The sequence below is a fragment of the Paenibacillus chitinolyticus NBRC 15660 genome, from assembly GCF_000739915.1.
Lineage (GTDB): Bacteria > Bacillota > Bacilli > Paenibacillales > NBRC-103111 > Paenibacillus_F > Paenibacillus_F chitinolyticus.
Window position 1 is genome coordinate 99396 of the sequence record NZ_BBJT01000015.1, and the last position, 15877, is coordinate 115272.

Consider the following 15877-nt stretch of genomic DNA (forward strand, 5'->3'; position numbering starts at 1 on the left):
TCGCCGTATGCCTCCTATTTCCCCGCGTCTTCCGTTTCAAGCAGGTAAATTCTGTCCCTGAACCCGCCGCGCTTGTCCGCTTTCCGCTCGCGCACAGATTCCAATTCTTCCGGGGAAGAACCGTGCAGATCTGTCAGCGCATGCAGAAGCTCCAGCAGATCGGCCAGCTCTTCCACGGCCTGGACGTCGTCCCGGGCTTCCATATATTCGTTCAACTCTTCCACGAGCTTCCGCCGCAGTTCCAGTTTGTATTCCTCTTCGCCGAGCAAGCGCGTACGGCAGTTTTGTCCGTTCTCCCGGATGATTTCCGGTATTTTATCCCGAACGAGTTTGTTATAAATGGTCATACGCAGTCCTCCGTCTTTGCGTTCCGTTTGTCCTAAGCTTACCATTTTGAAAGAGGCGCCAAAACTACCTGACGCCACAAAGCGCACAATTTATCTCCCTTAAAAGCCGTTAGGAGGACTGAACTGCCGAGACGGCGTCCTTTAAGGATTTTCTTGCACATTACGCCGATTGCCGATACATTTATAAGTACTTGGGACAAACAGATCGGAGGAAAACATCGTGGACGTTCTTATATTAGGAAGTGCCAGTGCTTCGGGCAGCAGGGAAAGGGACAACACTTACCTGCTTCTTCAGCATGATGAAGGCAGCTGGATGATAGACGTAGGCGGCAATCCGCTCGGCAAGCTGAAGCAGGCTGAAATCCCGCTGCATTCCATCAAAGGGGTCATTCTTACTCATTTCCACATCGACCATATTTTCGGTCTCCCTTCTTTGCTCTGGGGCATGTGGCTCGGCAAAAGAAAAGAGCCGCTTATCATCTGCTGCCCGCAGGATCATCAGGACCAGCTCGGCGATATTCTCCGCGCGTACCGGACCGACGAATGGCCCATCGGCTTCGAGATCAAGGTGCAGCCGTTCGACTGCGCAGAGCCCGGAACCTTGTTCGTGCAGGGCGATATGACGGTTTCCGTCTTCACGAGCCTGCATGCCGGCTCCACATCGGGCATCCGGGTCGCGTGCGGAGACAAGGTGCTCGTCTATTCAGCGGACACGGCACCGAGCGAATGGATACGCAGCCAGCCACGGATAGACGTTCTGATCCACGAAGCGACGCAGGCCCGAGGCGACATGAGCATCCATACCAGCCTGGAAGGCATCCTGACCTTCTATCCGGTCGACCGGATTCCTCAAGTGATTGCGATTCATCTCACGGATGACGAGCCTTACGATGAGGTTTTAGCCCAATATAAAAAAACCGGCACACCGGGCGTGTTGCTGGCACACGATATGATGAGGGTTTCTCTCTAGGAGGTGAATTTCTTTGAAAGTAATTGTGTATGATCTGGAGATGACCGTAACCCGCAAAAAGATCCACGTTTCGGAAATTATCGAAATCGGAGCGGCGGCCGTTGAATTCACGGATGGCAAACCTGTGGTTACCGGCACGTTCCAATCCTTCGTAAAACCCGACCGGTCCCCGGTTATTTCCGCTTCCACCCAGGCCCTGACCGGTATTAAGCAAAGTGAGCTGCAATCGGCGGAACCTTGGCCGCTCGTGCTGGAACGTCTGCTGGAATGGATCGGAGACGGAGACTACTACCTGTGCGCGTGGGGCCCCGACGACCTGATCCAGCTTGGAAGCGACTGCCGGATGCACGGCGTCAAAACCGACTGGATCTGCAACCACAACAACCTGCAAAAGCTTATGGCCGGACTCGTCCAGCAGGAGAAGCAGCAGCAGATGGGCCTCAAGACCGCCCTCGAATACTGGAATATCCCGTTCGACGGCTCCCATCACCGGGCCCTGGACGATGCGATGAATACCGCTAAGCTATTCATCCATCTGCACGACCGGCTCGTGCTGGAGCGGAACCAGGCCGGGGATCTTCCCCTGTATACGACGGAGGTCGTGTACAAAACCGGCGACAGCTTCACGAACAACCCGTTCGAAAAGCTGGCCCTGTTCGCACAAAAGGAACCTACGTCGTAGGTTCCTTTTGTTTTGGGCCGGTTCGGCAGCCGGCGGTGCTGCCCGCGTCCGCCGGCTCTATAGGACGGCTTCGACAGCAGACTGCATATCCAGAGGATCGACGCCGGATTCGAAGCGCTTCACGACGCTGCCCTCGCGGTCGATGAGAAATTTGGTGAAATTCCATTTCACATCATTGCCCTGGAGCAGATGCGGCTGCTTTTCGGACAGAAACGCATTCAGCATTTTCCCGCTCGGATGGTTCAGGTCAAAGCCTTCGAAGGGCGCTTGTTCGGTCAAGTAAGCGAAAAGCGGGTGCTTCTCTTCACCGCGCACGTCGATTTTCTCGAACAGCGGGAACGTAACGCCGTAATTGAGCTGGCAGAAGGTGTTGACTTCCTCGTTCGTGCCCGGCTCCTGCCCGCCGAACTGGTTGCACGGAAATCCGAGGACGACGAGTCCCTGGTCCCGGTATTTCTCGTACAGCTTCTGCAGATCGGCATATTGAGACGTAAATCCGCATTGGCTCGCCGTATTGACGATCACCAGCACCTTGCCTTTATAATCTTCGAGCTTCGTTTCCGCTCCGCGAATGTTTCTGGCTGAATAAGGGTATACGCTCATCGTCAACTTCCTCCATGTTCTTGCGGTCCCGCACTACAGGGGCGGCTGCCCGGAGGTGGTACAGGTACCCGCTTTTATTCGATTTACAAAAATTAAATTGTTCACAATTTATGTGCATTTCAAATGTAGCACAGTCGGAGAACCAAGTCAAAAACTCAGGTCTGCACGTCTCGCGGTTCCCAAAATTTCCATCCGGCATCCAAAAGCGGTATGATAGAAACGAAAACATGAAGATAAGGTGGAATGAATGACATGACAGGCAAGCGCAAAAGTTTTACAGGTCTTCTGCTTCTTATGATGGCCCTTCTGGTCATCGCCGCAGGATGCGGTAAAGCGAAGACGGACGGAAGCGGCACGGCAACTCCGGCTCCGACGCCGTCCCCGACGGCAACCGGTTCCGCGGGCGGTTCGGAACCGCCGAAGACGGACGGCAAAAACCCCGTCGTGACCATTGAAATGGACAACGGCAAAATCATCAAAGCGGAGCTTTATCCCGAGGTCGCTCCGAATACGGTGAACAACTTCATTTCGCTCATCAAAAAAGGATTTTACGACGGCAAAATCTTTCACCGGGTCATCCCCGGTTTCATGATCCAGGGCGGCGACCCGGATGGAACCGGCGCCGGCGGTCCGGGCTACGGCATCAAAGGCGAGTTCACCTCCAACGGCTTCAAGAACGAGCTGAAGCACACCCGCGGCGTCCTCTCGATGGCCCGCGCCCAGGATCCGGACTCCGCCGGCTCCCAGTTCTTCGTCATGGTAGCGGACTCTCCGCATCTCGACGGCCAGTACGCTTCCTTCGGTAAAGTAACCGAAGGCATGGAGGCGGTCGACGAGATCGTCAACCAGCCTACGGAAGCCAACGACCGTCCCAAAACTCCGCCGGCGATGAAGAAGGTCACGGTGGATACGCTCGGAGTCGACTATCCCGAGCCGAAAACGATTAAGTAAGCAGCCGCAGGCCGCCGCTCTCGGTAACCGGAAGCCGGTCCGGAACGGCACCATGCGCGCCGGCCGGAAAGGCCCGCCAGCAATTCAAGCTGGCGGGCTTTTTTGCGTGCGGGGATATCGCCGGCGAAGGTCCTGTCGCACCGCGCTCACCGAGCTCATCGCGCTCTTCAGTGCGTGATGTCGGCCGGGATGGCGTCCGCCGCCGCCGCAAGGTCCTTCCCGCCGAGGAAAATCTGCAGCCCCCGGCGGCCGGCCGAAATGCTGACCGGCTCGGTCGCAAGCGCCGTGCGCTCCAGATACAGCGGATAGTTCTTTTTCATACCGAGCGGAGATACCCCGCCCCGTATATAGCCGGTCAGCGCCTGCAGCTCCTTCACCGGGACCATGTCCACCTTCTTGTTACCGCTTACCGAAGCGAGCGCCTTCAGGTGAAGTTCTTTGCCTCCCGGAATGCAGGCCAGCAGAACCCCGGTTTTGTCCCCGCGCAAAACGAGGGTTTTATACATGCTGTCGATTCCGATCCCTACTTTACCCGCCACGGTTCCCGCATCAAGTTGATCTTCGTCCCACTCGTATTCGTGAAGAGTATACGCGATACCGAGCTTATCGAGCATCCGGCAAGCGTTTGTTTTGGCTTGTGTACCCATCGCTCAGCCTCCCTGCTGTGTTTGAATCGTTCTTACGCCCGGGAGTCCCCCGTCCCCATTCTCGCTTTCACGGAACGGGCATACTCGGACGGACTCATGCCGGACGCTTTCTTGAACGTTTTGGAAAAATGGTGCACGCTCCCGAATCCGAGCCGTCCGGCGATTTCCGTAAAATTGCACGTCTCTTCCCGTATCAGGAGCTTAGCCTGTCCGATCTTGATCCGGCCCCAATATTTCATAATGGTTGTGCCGGTCTGCGCTTTGAAGCTCTCTTTGAGCAGCGTTTTTCCGATATGAAAATGCCGCGAAATTTCATCCAGCGTGACGGGAGATTCCACATTCGCTTCCATAAACGCAATCACTTTCGCCGCCAGCTCCTCCTGATTCTTCTGTCTTGCCGGAGATGACAACTGGGCGGAAGAGGCATTCTCGTCAAACGGCGCTTGACGCAGAAGCCGGATCAGGAACGCTTCCAGATAGCAGCGCAGCAGCTGCTCGGAACCGGGCAGGGCCCTCTCTCTTCGCTTCAGCGGATACTCGAACGGAAATTCGAACGCGTTCTCCCCTTCCCGGATAATCCGGGCCAACAGATCCCTCTCTTCGTCCTCCAGCCTCAGCACACCTCTCGCAAAAGCGTTCATAGCGGGAGAATCGCAATCAAAGGTCAGCACGATCACATTGGGAGCCCTGCCGGGCGCGGCCCGGAAGCTGTGAAATTCGTTCGGCTCGTGGAAGATAGCCATGCCCTGCTTGAGAACATGCCCGGCGTCGTCCGTCACGACCTCGATCTCTCCCTTGTCCACGTACAGAAACTCCCAGAAGTTATGCCGCTCTCCCCGGAACACGTAGTCCTTCCCGTGCTCGAAATAATACATCGTGATGATGCTGCCGATCCGGATCACCTGCTCCAGGTGCGTCCTCTGCATCCGGTTAAGCCGGGCTTCCCGGGTTTCTCCACTCGCGGGAACTTCTTGAAACTCCAAGGCACGGGCTTCTTGAGCTTCCTGGGCTTCTTGAGCTTCCTGGGCTTCTTGAACCTCTTGAACCTCTTGAGCTTCTTGAGCTTCTTGAGCTTCTTGGGCTTCCTTCAACCCTTTTCGCGCCTCCCGATCTTCGCGCTCCTGCTCCCGGTTTTCACTTGTTTCACGGCTTGCCTGCTTTTCCGCGACTGCCTGAATTTCCCGGGCAACGGGTTTTTCGCCCAACTCCTTCTCCTCCACTCTCTCGCCTCCCTCACCGTTCTCAACTAAAAGGGACAAAAAATCCGGCCCTTCGGACAAAGAAAAAGAAGGCTTCCCTTTTTATACTGAACGTAATGGATTTTATTCTTTTACCAAATGCGATTCAGAAAAGAGGAGCTTCTATGAACCTGGGAATAATCGGCTACGGCGACCGCATCAGCCACGTTGCGTCGGAGATCATGAAGCAGGACCCGGACTGTAAAATAACCGCCATCACGGATATCCGCCTCGGGGAACTTCGGGAACAGTTCCGTGAAAAAGGACGGGAGGATATCTCCTTCTACACATCCGCCGACGAGATGCTGGGTAACGAGCCGCTGGACGGCGTTCTGATCGGAACGCGCTGTTCCCTGCATACGCCCATGGCGCTCAAGGTGCTTTCCCGCCATCTGCCGCTGTATCTGGAAAAGCCTGTCGCGACAACGATGGAAGATCTGCTCCGGCTGAAACAGGGCTACGAGGCGTCCCGTTCACCGGTCGTAGTCTCGTTTCCCCTGCGGGTCACGTCCATCGTCGATTTCGTCCGGGAAATCATCGACTCCGGTAAAATCGGCACCGTCGAGCACGTGCAGGCCGTCAATAACGTGCCGTACGGAGCGGTGTATTACCAGAACTGGTACCGGGACGAAGCCGAAACAGGCGGACTTTTCCTCCAGAAGGCGACACATGACTTCGACTATATCAATTCGGTTCTTCGCATCGCTCCGACGGATGTAGCTGCCATGACGTCCAAGCAAATTTTCAAAGGGACGAAGCCTGCGGGCTTGAAATGCGCCGACTGCGAAGAGAAGCGGACCTGCCCGGACAGCACGGCGTTTCCCTCCAAGGATATCCCGCAGACGTGGGAATACTGCTTATACGCCGAAGACACCGGCAACGAGGATTCCGGCAGCGCGCTGATCCGCTACGAATCGGGCATGCATGTTTCGTATTCGCAAAATTTCTTCGCCCGCCGGGGGGCCGCTTCCAGAGGAGCACGTTTCCTCGGGTACAAAGGTACCGTCGAGTTCGATTTCTACACGAACCGGGTCCAAGTGTTCATGCACCACACACCACGTGTGGAGACTTACGAGATCGGGGCGGGCGACAACCATTTCGGCGGCGACTCCGCCCTTGCGGCCAATTTCGCCGGGCTGATGCGGGGCGCCGCTTCATCGGTCGCTACGATGGACGACGGCCTGTTAAGCGCTTTGATGTGCGTCCAAGCCCGCGAATCCGCAGCGTCGGGCACGTTCCGGCCTATCCGGTACGACACACCGGCGGTATATACGCCTTAACCGGCCTCTTGAAGCAGCCTGTCCATCACGGACGGGCTGCCGTCCGTTTTACTCGATCTCATATACGAGCCAGTCCGTAGAGACATGTCCGCCCATTTTGTTGTATAACGACTGGGCGGCCGTATTATCTTTGGCCGTTTCCCACGTCATGTAAGCAAAGCCCTGCTCCCGGATATAGGCCAGACACGAGCGGAACAACCGCTCTCCGACTTTATGTCCACGGGCCGAAGCATCGACGAAAAGATCGTTCAGCACGGCCGTCCGTTTGACTTGAAGCGTGCTGAACGAAAAATACAGCGTCGCGAAGCCGACGAGCGTACCGTCTTTTTCCGCAACAAACTGCAAACCGGCGGACGGATTTTCACGGAGATGGCCGATGAGCTTATCCAGCTCGCGTTCATCCGGACGAGGCCTTTTGTAAAAGTCGACGATATATTGGATCATGAGATCGTGAAGCTGGCGGGTATCTTCCGCCGTTGCGGGTCTGATGCTGACCGAATCCGTAGTCATGGCAGGCGTTCTCCTTCATAGCGCAGGTATAGGATGTATGCTTTCCTATCATTTTAGTTACGGCAGACTCCGGTTACAACCTTATTTTGCGAATCGGTCCGTTTCCTCCTGTCCTTCCGCACACAAAAACATCGTGTATTTTCAACTTGCCGAGTTTATAATAAATGGAATAAAACTTCATAGTTGACTGGAGGATTAGGAAATGAATGCCGTCGAGAAAAGAATTCATACTCTTCATCAGTACAAGCCCGCACTGACGCTGGACCCGTCCGCCGCCGATCATTTCTGGGACAAGAAGTTGGACCTTTTCAAAAACAAGCCCCTCAACGCCCGCGTCGAGCAGAGAGATTCGCTGATGAACGGCGTCGATACTTATCACGTTACCTATGAGGGATTTGACGAGACCCCCATCCACGGCTGGTTTCTGGTCCCCTCTTTTATGCAAAAGAAAAGCTACCCCTGTCTCGTTATGTTCCCGGGATATACGGCCGACAAAGGCCTGCCGGAACGGTATGCGGCTTGGCTGCTGCAGGGTTTTGCCGTTTTTGCCGTCGATGTGAGGGGCCAGGGAGGCGAAACCGGCAACCGGCTCGACTACGATGCGGGAACCAGCACCGGCTGGATGACGCAGAACATCCTCGACAAGGACCGCTGCTATTACATGGCGGTTACGCTGGACGCGTACAAAGCGGTCGAGTGGGCCGCCGGACGGCCGGAAGTGCGGGCGTCCAAAATCGCGGTGGTGGGCGGCAGCCAAGGCGGCGGCCTCTCCCTGATCACGGGCGCTCTTCACGAGAAAGTGTCGCTGATCGTTGCGGACATTCCGAACATGTGCCATATGGATTTCGGCGTGCTGAACTCGGTCGGTTCCCTGAAGGAAGCCGCCGATTTTATCAAGCGGAACCCGGACCGGCTGGAACCGGTATTCGAAACGCTCGCCCACTTCGATATGATGAACCTGGCCCACCGCATCCGGGTGCCTGTCCGAATGACCGTCGGGCTCAAGGATATGGTGTGCTGGCCGGAGGCCATCTTCGCCGCCTACAACCGGATCGAAGGGGATAAGCACATCGACGTGCATCCTTTCTCCGGCCATGAAGTCAGCGAGCGGCAGCAGCAGGAGCACAGGCGCTATTTGGCCGAGTGGGCCCGCGAGGCGCAGTAGAGAAGCGCCGGGAGCCCGGCCTGAGAAGCAGGCCTCACGTTATCCGCCCGCAGAGCATGCGGACGGATAACGGAGTACCCTGCTTTTTTTTGTGGCGGATGCAGGATGGGGCGAGGCTCCCGGGCAGGTCAGACGCAGCCGGAGTCCGATCCCGCCAAGCGGCTCAGACACGCGGCATGTCCGCTTCAGGGCCTGGCGCCGGGTTTGAGCGCCCGCTCTTCTCTTCGGCATTGCCCGCTCTCACTTCGGCATCCGCTGGAGAGCCCGCAGCAGCCTTCCAGCATCTGGAGCGTTTTTCATTGACGCGTATACGTGTATACACGTATACTTATTTTAATCCGATTATCCTATAAAGGAGGTGAGTTCTATGGCGTCTACCCGGCAAATTCCTTTCATCACGAGCGGCAAGTCGTTGGGCGGACAAGCGTATGAAGCCTTGCGGGACTCCATCATCACCTTAAAGCTGGAACCCGGGCAAACGATTTTCGAAAGTGAAATCGCCGATACGTTCCGGATCAGCCGCACTCCGATCCGCGACGCGTTCCAGCTTCTTGTAATGGAGCATCTGATCGAGGTGCTTCCCCAAAGGCATAAGAAGATCGCCCGCATTTCGGAATCCAAAGTGAAGGAAAGCAGCTTTGTCCGGCTCAGCCTGGAGAGCAGCGCCTTCAGGCTCGCGGCCGGAAGCTGGGACAGTTCCGAGAAGTTTGTGCAGGCCGAGAGACAGATCAGCCGTATCCTCCGGGAACAGAGCGAGGCGGCGGAGCATCAGGATGTGGTTCAGTTTCTGCAGTTGGACGAAGCTTTTCACAAGTGCGTCCTGGAGCTGACCGGCAATGCGACACTGCTGGAAGTGGTTTACCATATGCGGGGCCATCTGAACCGTCTCAGATACCTGGCCATGAAAGAACTGGGGCTGACCCCGAAACTGGTCGAAGAGCACCTGGAGCTGTTCGACAGTTTGAAAAAGCGGGACGAAGCAAGTACCGTTCAACTGCTGGAACAGCATCTCGGCAGCCTGAGTTATGAGATTCCACAGCTCCGGGAGCAGTTTCCCGACTATTTTATCGACTGAAGACTCAAGCGGAAGACTTCGGAATGCCTTGCCCCTTGAGCATACAAGGGCAGGGCGTTGAAGTACTTCGTCACGGAGCTTATTTTCACCGGCTTCCTTCATCCGCAGCACCGGGGCCCCGGCCTCTAAACTTAATTGGGAGGATGATTACCTTGAAGATGACCTTTCGCTGGTTCGGCGAGAACGACCCCGTAACCTTAACGAACATCCGTCAAATCCCCGGCGTGACCGGAATCGTATCGGCTATCTACGATGTTCCCGTCGGAGAAGCATGGCCGCTCGACAAAATTACCCGCCTGAAGCAGACGATCGAAGATCACGGTCTCCGTCTGGACGTAATTGAAAGCGTCCCCATTCACGAGGATATCAAGCTGGGCCTTCCTTCTCGCCAAGCTTATATCGACAACTACAAAACGACACTGCGAAATCTGGCCAAAGCCGGCATCGATACCGTTTGCTATAATTTCATGCCGATCTTCGACTGGACCCGCACCTCGCTCAACTATGAGCTGGAAGACGGCTCCAACGCCCTCATCTACGAGGAAGAAGTCGCGCAGAAAATGAATCCGCTTACAGGCGAACTGAAACTTCCCGGCTGGGATACGAGCTATACGGACGACCAGTTGAAAACACTTTTCGACCATTATAAAAAAGTCGACGAAGAGAAGCTCTGGACGAACCTCGCTTATTTCATCCGGGAAATCATACCGGTCGCAGACGAGGAAGGCATCAAAATGGCCATTCATCCGGACGATCCGCCGTGGCCGATCTTCGGGCTTCCCCGCATCATTACGAACCGGGAGAACCTCGACCGTTTCCTCGGACTCTATGACAGCCCGAATCACGGACTGTGCATGTGCAGCGGTTCGCTGGGCGCCCATAAAGACAACGATTTCCCGGCCATGCTCCGTCATTTCGGCCACCAGAAGCGCATTCACTTCGTTCATGCCCGCAATATCAAGCGGATCGGGGACAAAAGCTTCTGCGAGACTTCCCACCTCTCCGAGCACGGCTCCGTCGACATGGTGGAAGTGATGAAGGCTCTCAAAGAAGTCGGCTTCGAGGGTCCTCTGCGGCCCGACCACGGCCGTATGATCTGGGGCGAAACGGGAAAACCCGGCTACGGGCTTTACGACCGCGCCCTCGGCATCGTCTACCTGAACGGCATCCGCGAGGCCCTGAACCATTAGCTGGTTCACTCCGCCCGGCGTGAGGGTAATTCCTTAAAAGATTTATCCCGTTCTGCTATCCCGTTCGGATCTTGCGAACAGGCGGAACTCACGCTGATAAGGAGGGCATACACATGCCGGATAAACGTTTGGAAGGTAAAGTGGCCGTCGTCTCCGGCGGCGGCTCCGGAATCGGCAAAGCTTCGGCCATCCGTTTGGCCCAGCAGGGGGCTAAGGTCGTCATGCTTGACCGCACTCCCGAAAATGCGGAGAAAACGAAAAAAGACATCGAAAGCGCCGGCGGAGAGGCTCTTGTGATCGAGTGCGACATTTCCAAGCCGGAGATGATCGAACAGGGCTTGGGACAGGCGGTCGCCCGATTCGGCGGAATCGATATCGTGTTCGCCAATGCGGGCATCAATGGAACCAAAGCTCCGATCGAAACGCTGGAAATCGACGAATGGGAGCAGACGATTAACATCAATCTGCGCGGAACGTTCGCTACCGTCAAATACGCGATTCCTCACTTGAAAGAAAAGGGCGGGAGCGTGATTATTACGAGCTCCATTAACGGCAACCGCGTCTTTTCCAATATCGGCTTTTCTACTTATGCCACGACCAAGGCCGGTCAGGTAGCCTTTATGAAAATGGCGGCCCTGGAGCTTGCCCGGTACAAAATCCGGGTAAATGCCATCTGTCCGGGCGCAATCGACACGAATATCGACGACAACACGTATCCGACCGACGATTTGAAGGAAGTTCAAATTCCGGTCGAATTCCCGGAAGGCGATCACCCGCTCAAGGGTGCGCCGGGAAAGCCCGAGCAGGTGGCCGATCTCGTGCTCTTCCTTGCTTCCGACGAGTCTTCCCATGTCACGGGGACGGAAATCTACGTCGACGGCGCAGAGTCGCTCCTGCGCGGCTGATCGAACAAAGGGCGCTCTCCATTTTCGTGGAGAGCGCCCTTTCGGCGTTTGCCGGACGTACGGCGCGCCTGCCTGCCGTCGTCCGGTGCCCTATGTATCGTCACGGGTGCGGCCGGCCTTTTTAGGCACCGGCGCGGTCGCGCTCCCATTTTTCCATCATCAGCGCGTACAGTTCTTCCAAAGGCATCTTCACGGCAGTCTGCGTAATGTTGACCGTAGCCTGCACCAGCCCCTGATTCGCTTTCATGAGCGCTTTCTTGAACCCGCTCTGCCGGGCCAGATACGTTTCCGCGTCGTGAAGACGGATGCCGATAAACCGCTGGCCCATATAGTCGTACAGCATCATTTCCTCGATATCCGCCCACTTCAGCTCGCCCCCGCCGATAGCCGACGAATGGTCCACAACCCCCTCGTCGTTCACGATAAGGGACGGCTTCCGGTTGAAGAGCCGGTAAACCAGATACACCAGACACGCTCCGAAAAAGACGACGCTGACTCCCCCGATCGCTACAAGCGCCAGGGAACGCTCCTCCTCCGACTGTCCCGCTCCTATAAATACGATGCCCAGAACAACAAAAACGAGTGCGGCCAAAACAAGCCCTATCGTTTTCTTGGTACTCGGATAAATGATCAAATCATTAGGCTGATGAACCGGCTGCAAAAACAATCCCCCCTAATTTATCCTCTATCCGTTATATAACAAGCCTCGCGCGAGTTGAAACACACGGACGCATTTAAGACAGGTAGACGTGTCCCTGATACAGCTCGGTAATGCGCCGTGCCGCTCCTTCCAGCACCGTTTCGTTCAGTCCGTCCAGCTCCTCCAGATGTTCCAGCCTTTCCTCCAGCGAAAGCTCCGGGAACGTGAATAGGCTCCAGTTGGCCAGATTCTCGATTGCCTCCCGGAAATCCAGCCGGCCGTAATCCAGATAAGCCTTGTAAATATAACAGGCTCCGTATGACGGGTCCAGGGCCAAAGCCTGGTCGAACGCGTTGCGTGCCGCATCCTCTTCCCCTTCCAGCTTGAAACAGACGAGACCCAGATTGAAAAAAGCCGAAGGACTGTCCGGATGAAGTCGCGAAAACTGGCTGGCGAGGTTGCGTGATTCGGCGTACTCTTTTTTGAGGTACAGCACATTGCCCCGCAGACTGATCAGATCCGTGTAGGAGGCATCCTTATCGTAGCCGACGATGCAGTCCAGCTCCGCTTTCTCCAGCTCGCGCAGAGTGAGGTAGCATTTCGCCCGGCTCTCGTAATAGGCCGCATGTTCCGGCTGAATGTCGATCGCTTTCGTAAACGAAGCGATGGCCATATCAAGATGGCCCATCTCCTCAAGCACCCGGCCCATCGCATGATGGTAGCCGGCACCTTCGGAAATGCCGGGCTCCAGCTCCGCCGCATGATGCAGATCCATCAGGGCCTCGTCAAAGCGGGAGTCCATGAAATAAGCATAGCTGCGCTTCATGCGGAAATCCGCCCGGTCCTGCATCGCGATCGCTCTGCCGTAAGCGGACGCCGCCTGCCCGTAAGCGCCGGTCTCTTCCAGAATCAGCCCCCGCTGCTGCTCGTTGAGAGGATCGTTGTCTTCCAGTTCCAGCAGGCGCTTGTTGAATTCCAGCGCTTTCCCGGTCTGGCCCAGATCCAGGTAAGCGTCCGCCAGCCAGTAGCAGACGATCGGATTGCCGGAATCCTGCTCGTAGAGCTTGTGAAGCAGGGGGACCGCTTCGGAGTCCCGGTTCTGCGCCCGGTAGAGAAGAACTCTTTCCATCCATAGGACGCGCTCTTCCACGTCCCGCTCCTTTTCCAGAACATCCAATTCGCGCTCCGCGTCCTCCCAGCGCCCCGAGCTGCGGTAGACCGCCACACGCTGCAGGTACAAACCGTCGTTGTCCGGGTAGGTTTCAAGAGCACGGTTGATTTCTTCCAAAGCCTCCCCGTACCGTTTCAGCCCGGCGTAAAGACCCGCCAAATCCTTGCGGAACCCGCAGGTACGCTCCGCCTCTTCCATGAAAATCCGGAAAGCTCCCGCGCCGTAGCCGGTCCGGGTGAGCACGAGCCGCTGCCCCTTATCCGATATGTATTCCCATTCGATCACCTGATCGACGGCTTTGCGCATAGAAGCGGCGGCTTCTTCCAGCCGGCCCAGATTCTCCAGCGTTTTTCCAAGCCTGTAATGGAAAATGGGAATGTCCCGGTCGGGATACGACAGCACTTTACGGAACGTTTGCTCCGCCCGCCCGTAATCTTCCATCCGCCAGTAGCACATGCCCAGCTCGTAATAGCTCGATACGACGGAATCTTCGGGCTCGCGCTTGACGCATTCCTCCAGATCGGCGGCCGCCGCCTCGTAATCCTGAAAATCTTTGCGCCATATTCCCCTCGTATACCAGTACATGTACGGTTCGGGATTGAGCCGGATGGCCTCGTCCAGATCCCGCATGGCCTCCTCTTCCCGGCCGATTTCCTGCAAAATATGCGCACGCCGCTCATGAGCCTGATCCGAACTCACCCTCCCGATAATATCTCCCAGGAGAGACAGCGCGTGTTCCGTACGCCCGCACTCGTGATACACCTCCGCGACTCGAATCTTTTCGGCGGTGTCCAGCTTGCCGTAATCGACTTTTTCGTAATACTGGAGCGCTTTCGCGAAATTTCCTTCTTTTATGTACTGTCTGCCTTTTTTTATATAATAGCCGTTAAAAAGCTTCACGGCCTTCCCTCCCTCTGTTCTGTCCTCTGCCAGTAAGCAAGTATACCTGAATCCGCTAAAATGAAACACGGCTTCATACGTCATCTGTTTCGGCACGTTTCAGAATCCCACGCAGACCCCGATGCAGGAAAAGAACGTCAAAGGAACCTGCCTTCGTACGCTCTTCCGATACAGCTATCCTTTTATTATACAAATTTTTACTCGGGGGAGGTATACGTTTTTATAGGGGACGATAAAAGGAAGCACAAATAGTCCTTCAACCGGCAGGCTGCCGGCAAGGACTATTGAATAAGAAGGATCGGGAGAAACGAGAATCTAATGCGGACGGCCGCCGGTCCGGCCGATGATGGAGGCGATCTCCAGGATAAGGGCCACGTTTCCGTCGCCCAGAATGGTCGCCCCGGCGATGCCGTCGACTTTTCCGATATAAGGTCCCAGCGACTTGATGACGATCTCCTGGTTGCCGATCAGTTCGTCGACCGCCAGAGCGAGGCGTTTCTCGGCCGATCCCACGATAACGAGCGGAATGTGGCTGCCCGTATTCGCCGTGTACGGGATCTGGAAGTAATCGTGAAGCCGGGCAACCGGAATGACCTGATTGCGCAGCACGATGACCGACTGTCCCTGGATGCTGCGGATCTCATCCGGGTTCACGCGGACGATCTCCGCTATGTTGCTCATCGGGACGATGAAGGTCCGCCCGCCGAGTTTGACCTGGAGGCCCACGATAATGGCCAGCGTCAGGGGAAGCTTGATTTTGAAGCAGGTTCCTTGTCCGAGGCGGGTTTCAATGTCGATCAACCCGTTCAACTTCTCAATGTGGCTGCGGACGATATCCATTCCGACACCTCTGCCGGATACGTCACTTACTGTGCTTGCCGTTGAAAAGCCCGGGCGGAAAATAAGCTCCACGGCTTCCCGCTCGCTGAGCTGTCCGGCCTCTTCCTGAGTGATGACGCCCTTCTGCAGCGCCGAACGGATCATCCGGGCGGGATCAATCCCCGCTCCGTCGTCCTGGACGTAGATGACGACCTGGTTGTCTTCGTGAGCGGCCCGGATGGTGAGGACGCCTCCCGCGGTTTTGCCCGAAAGCGTGCGGACTTCCGGCTTCTCGATCCCGTGATCCACCGCATTGCGGATCAGATGGATCAGCGGGTCGGCGATTTCCTCGATGAGCGTCCGGTCCAGTTCGGTATCCTTTCCTTCGAGGACAAGCTCGATCTCCTTGCCCAGCATGCGGGAAAGATCCCGGATCATGCGGGGAAAGCGGTTGAAAAGCTGTTCGATCGGCAGCATTCGCGTCTTCATGACGCTTTCCTGCAGATCGCCGATTATCCGCGACAGATGATCGGCTATGTGGCCCAGCTCATCGACGGTCTCATCGGCGAAACGCCGCCGCTGCGTCCGCTCCACCTGATGAATGCGGGTCTGGTCGATCACGAGTTCTCCGACCAGGTTCATCAGGTGTTCCAGCCGCTCGACGCTCACGCGGATCGTCGGAGACTTGGCCTTCGCCGGAGCGGAAGCATCCTCGGCCGACGGCCGGGAGGCCGATGCCGCGGCGTGCGGCGGCGCGTCTGCGGCGGCGGCCGCTGCGCTCCCC

At 56.4% G+C, this 15877-nt stretch carries 17 protein-coding genes; 9 read left to right on the forward strand and 8 right to left on the reverse strand.

Translation table 11 applies throughout. The annotated features are described in order from the left end of the window. Positions 1 to 14 precede the first annotated feature (14 nt). The gene (locus tag PCH01S_RS25900; RefSeq protein ID WP_042234660.1) at positions 15 to 347 is read right to left on the reverse strand and encodes a nucleoside triphosphate pyrophosphohydrolase; all 333 of its coding nucleotides are present in this window, start codon (positions 345 to 347) and stop codon (positions 15 to 17) included. 220 nt (positions 348 to 567) lie between these two features. On the opposite strand from PCH01S_RS25900, the gene PCH01S_RS25905 reads away from it, so the two are divergent. Both PCH01S_RS25905 and PCH01S_RS25910 read left to right on the forward strand, forming a co-directional pair. Then, positions 568 to 1317 carry an MBL fold metallo-hydrolase gene (locus PCH01S_RS25905; protein WP_042234662.1) on the forward strand — a complete coding sequence of 250 codons (750 nt, stop codon included), beginning with the start codon at positions 568 to 570 and terminating at the stop codon, positions 1315 to 1317. 13 nt (positions 1318 to 1330) lie between these two features. Further along, a complete protein-coding gene (locus PCH01S_RS25910) occupies positions 1331 to 1999 on the forward strand; it encodes a 3'-5' exonuclease (RefSeq protein ID WP_042234664.1) in 669 nt (222 codons plus the stop codon). A gap of 57 nt (positions 2000 to 2056) precedes the next feature. Here the strand turns inward: PCH01S_RS25910 and PCH01S_RS25915 are convergent, their stop codons facing one another. Next, positions 2057 to 2602: a glutathione peroxidase gene (locus PCH01S_RS25915; RefSeq protein ID WP_042234666.1), complete on the reverse strand. Its 546-nt coding sequence runs from the start codon at positions 2600 to 2602 to the stop codon at positions 2057 to 2059. A gap of 252 nt (positions 2603 to 2854) precedes the next feature. On the opposite strand from PCH01S_RS25915, the gene PCH01S_RS25920 reads away from it, so the two are divergent. Continuing rightward, positions 2855 to 3553 (forward strand): peptidylprolyl isomerase, encoded by a 699-nt coding sequence (locus PCH01S_RS25920; RefSeq protein ID WP_042234668.1) that lies wholly within the window; start codon positions 2855 to 2857, stop codon positions 3551 to 3553. Between the two features lie 167 nt (positions 3554 to 3720). On the opposite strand, the gene ybaK is transcribed toward PCH01S_RS25920, so the two are convergent. Further along, positions 3721 to 4200 (reverse strand): Cys-tRNA(Pro) deacylase, encoded by a 480-nt coding sequence (gene ybaK, locus PCH01S_RS25925; RefSeq protein WP_042234669.1) that lies wholly within the window; start codon positions 4198 to 4200, stop codon positions 3721 to 3723. Between the two features lie 32 nt (positions 4201 to 4232). Continuing rightward, positions 4233 to 5420 carry an AraC family transcriptional regulator gene (locus tag PCH01S_RS25930; RefSeq protein WP_042234671.1) on the reverse strand — a complete coding sequence of 396 codons (1188 nt, stop codon included), beginning with the start codon at positions 5418 to 5420 and terminating at the stop codon, positions 4233 to 4235. 143 nt (positions 5421 to 5563) lie between these two features. Here PCH01S_RS25930 and PCH01S_RS25935 point away from each other — a divergent pair, with 143 nt between their 5' ends. Then, positions 5564 to 6718 (forward strand): Gfo/Idh/MocA family protein, encoded by a 1155-nt coding sequence (locus tag PCH01S_RS25935; protein WP_042234673.1) that lies wholly within the window; start codon positions 5564 to 5566, stop codon positions 6716 to 6718. Positions 6719 to 6766: 48 nt separating this feature from the next. Here the strand turns inward: PCH01S_RS25935 and PCH01S_RS25940 are convergent, their stop codons facing one another. Next, positions 6767 to 7228 carry a GNAT family N-acetyltransferase gene (locus PCH01S_RS25940; RefSeq protein ID WP_042234674.1) on the reverse strand — a complete coding sequence of 154 codons (462 nt, stop codon included), beginning with the start codon at positions 7226 to 7228 and terminating at the stop codon, positions 6767 to 6769. Positions 7229 to 7430: 202 nt separating this feature from the next. On the opposite strand from PCH01S_RS25940, the gene PCH01S_RS25945 reads away from it, so the two are divergent. The 5 genes from PCH01S_RS25945 (at position 7431) to PCH01S_RS25960 (ending at position 11563) form a co-directional block, all read left to right on the forward strand. Next, entirely contained in the window at positions 7431 to 8393 is a 963-nt protein-coding gene (locus PCH01S_RS25945; RefSeq protein WP_042234675.1) for an acetylxylan esterase, read from the forward strand. Positions 8394 to 8498: 105 nt separating this feature from the next. Then, positions 8499 to 8696, forward strand: coding sequence for a hypothetical protein (locus PCH01S_RS30700; RefSeq protein ID WP_129112539.1), 198 nt, complete (start codon positions 8499 to 8501; stop codon positions 8694 to 8696). Positions 8697 to 8760: 64 nt separating this feature from the next. Beyond that, positions 8761 to 9468: a GntR family transcriptional regulator gene (locus PCH01S_RS25950; RefSeq protein WP_042234677.1), complete on the forward strand. Its 708-nt coding sequence runs from the start codon at positions 8761 to 8763 to the stop codon at positions 9466 to 9468. 152 nt (positions 9469 to 9620) lie between these two features. Continuing rightward, positions 9621 to 10658: a mannonate dehydratase gene (gene uxuA, locus PCH01S_RS25955; RefSeq protein ID WP_042234679.1), complete on the forward strand. Its 1038-nt coding sequence runs from the start codon at positions 9621 to 9623 to the stop codon at positions 10656 to 10658. A gap of 113 nt (positions 10659 to 10771) precedes the next feature. After that, a complete protein-coding gene (locus PCH01S_RS25960) occupies positions 10772 to 11563 on the forward strand; it encodes an SDR family oxidoreductase (RefSeq protein WP_042234681.1) in 792 nt (263 codons plus the stop codon). 121 nt (positions 11564 to 11684) lie between these two features. On the opposite strand, the gene PCH01S_RS25965 is transcribed toward PCH01S_RS25960, so the two are convergent. The 3 genes from PCH01S_RS25965 to PCH01S_RS25975 all read right to left on the reverse strand — a co-directional run. Continuing rightward, positions 11685 to 12224, reverse strand: a complete 540-nt coding sequence (locus PCH01S_RS25965) for an STM3941 family protein (protein ID WP_042234683.1) — start codon at positions 12222 to 12224, stop codon at positions 11685 to 11687. Between the two features lie 73 nt (positions 12225 to 12297). Further along, the gene (locus tag PCH01S_RS25970; protein ID WP_042234686.1) at positions 12298 to 14274 is read right to left on the reverse strand and encodes a tetratricopeptide repeat protein; all 1977 of its coding nucleotides are present in this window, start codon (positions 14272 to 14274) and stop codon (positions 12298 to 12300) included. Between the two features lie 315 nt (positions 14275 to 14589). Next, positions 14590 to 15877: chemotaxis protein CheA (locus PCH01S_RS25975; RefSeq protein WP_042234688.1), on the reverse strand; the 1288-nt coding region annotated here is incomplete at its 5' end.

Bases quoted from the DNA above. Each gene is read 5' to 3' on its own strand.
- PCH01S_RS25950 (WP_042234677.1), top strand. From the start codon at position 8,761: ATGGCGTCTACCCGGCAAATTCCTTTCATCACGAGCGGCAAGTCGTTG.
- PCH01S_RS25940 (WP_042234674.1), bottom strand. From the start codon at position 7,228: ATGACTACGGATTCGGTCAGCATCAGACCCGCAACGGCGGAAGATACC.
- ybaK (WP_042234669.1), bottom strand. From the start codon at position 4,200: ATGGGTACACAAGCCAAAACAAACGCTTGCCGGATGCTCGATAAGCTC.
- PCH01S_RS25935 (WP_042234673.1), top strand. From the start codon at position 5,564: ATGAACCTGGGAATAATCGGCTACGGCGACCGCATCAGCCACGTTGCG.
- PCH01S_RS25945 (WP_042234675.1), top strand. From the start codon at position 7,431: ATGAATGCCGTCGAGAAAAGAATTCATACTCTTCATCAGTACAAGCCC.
- PCH01S_RS25900 (WP_042234660.1), bottom strand. From the start codon at position 347: ATGACCATTTATAACAAACTCGTTCGGGATAAAATACCGGAAATCATC.
- PCH01S_RS25960 (WP_042234681.1), top strand. From the start codon at position 10,772: ATGCCGGATAAACGTTTGGAAGGTAAAGTGGCCGTCGTCTCCGGCGGC.
- PCH01S_RS25920 (WP_042234668.1), top strand. From the start codon at position 2,855: ATGACAGGCAAGCGCAAAAGTTTTACAGGTCTTCTGCTTCTTATGATG.
- PCH01S_RS25915 (WP_042234666.1), bottom strand. From the start codon at position 2,602: ATGAGCGTATACCCTTATTCAGCCAGAAACATTCGCGGAGCGGAAACG.
- PCH01S_RS30700 (WP_129112539.1), top strand. From the start codon at position 8,499: ATGGGGCGAGGCTCCCGGGCAGGTCAGACGCAGCCGGAGTCCGATCCC.